This is a genomic window from Streptomyces sp. KR55 (assembly GCF_052245645.1).
In the GTDB taxonomy this organism is placed as follows: domain Bacteria; phylum Actinomycetota; class Actinomycetes; order Streptomycetales; family Streptomycetaceae; genus Streptomyces; species Streptomyces flavusporus.
In genome coordinates this window covers 1-584 of record NZ_JBQQCE010001018.1, presented here as the reverse complement: position 1 = coordinate 584, position 584 = coordinate 1, and the positions used below count along the sequence as shown (strand labels likewise).

1 protein-coding gene is annotated in these 584 nt (G+C 71.9%); it reads left to right on the top strand.

The window, feature by feature from the left end:
• Positions 1-80: 80 nt before the first annotated feature.
• Positions 81-584, top strand: a 504-nt coding sequence (locus tag ACTWQJ_RS52110) for a hypothetical protein (protein WP_443313312.1), incomplete at its 3' end; no start/stop codon positions are given.

Below are 584 nucleotides of genomic sequence, written 5' to 3'. Positions count from 1 at the left end.
ACGTAGCCCAGATCCACTCAAGAGGAGATCGTCATGTCGACACGCATTCGGAAGCGCATCAGCTACGTGGTCGGCGCGTCTTGCCTTTCTGCGCTCGCCGCACCGATAGCCGCGACAAGCGCTGTGGCAGCGCCTCAGACACCGGCGGGTTCGTCGCAGGCGGCACCCAACCAGATCTGCCAGACCGTCTTCGACAACAGGACCGGCCGCTTCGTCCTGACGCCGCCGAACTGTGTGGTCCCCCAGACGTTGCCGACGATCCCCCGGATCCCGCCGACGATCCCCCGGATCCCGCCGACGATCCCGACGACGCCGACGACGCCGACCACGCCGACGACGCCGACGACGCCGACCACGCCGGGCACGGGCACGCCGACGACGCCGACGACACCGACCACGCCGACGACACCGACCACGCCGACGACGCCGACGACGCCGGGCACGGGCACGCCGACGACGCCGACGACACCGACCACGCCGACGACGCCGACGACGCCGACCACGCCGGGCACGGGCACGCCGACCACGCCGACGACACCGACCACGCCGACCACGCCGACGACGCCGACCACGCCGGGCACGGG